Source organism: Vallitalea sediminicola (genome assembly GCF_054408565.1).
Map to the genome: position 1 here is coordinate 1 of NZ_BTPT01000060.1, position 382 is coordinate 382.

The window sequence follows — 382 nt, forward strand, 5'->3', positions numbered from 1 at the left end:
ATAACATAGTGGTAACGATAACTAAAGACGGTATCCTAGTAGATGAAATATCTACAATTATGCCAGGAACATATATTTATCACTACAATGTATCAGACGAAAAAGGTAATCAAGCACAAGAAGTAACAAGAACAGTAGTAGTAAAAGAAGATGAAGAAGCTCCAGTGATAACTTTAGTAGGAAATGAATCGGAAGAAGTAACCTATGGTGGAAAATATAAAGATGCAGGAGCAACAGCTTAAGATAATAGAGATGGAGATATAACAGAAGATATAGTAGTAACGATAACTAAAGACGGTAGCCTAGTAGATGAAATATCTACAATTATGCCAGGAACATATATTTATCACTACAATGTATCAGACGAAAAAGGTAATCAAGC

The 382-nt window shown here is 33.2% G+C and carries 1 protein-coding gene; it reads left to right on the forward strand.

The window, feature by feature from the left end:
* Positions 1-242: hypothetical protein (locus tag ACX6CF_RS21000; protein ID WP_458787327.1), on the forward strand; the 242-nt coding region annotated here is incomplete at its 5' end.
* Positions 243-382 lie beyond the last annotated feature (140 nt).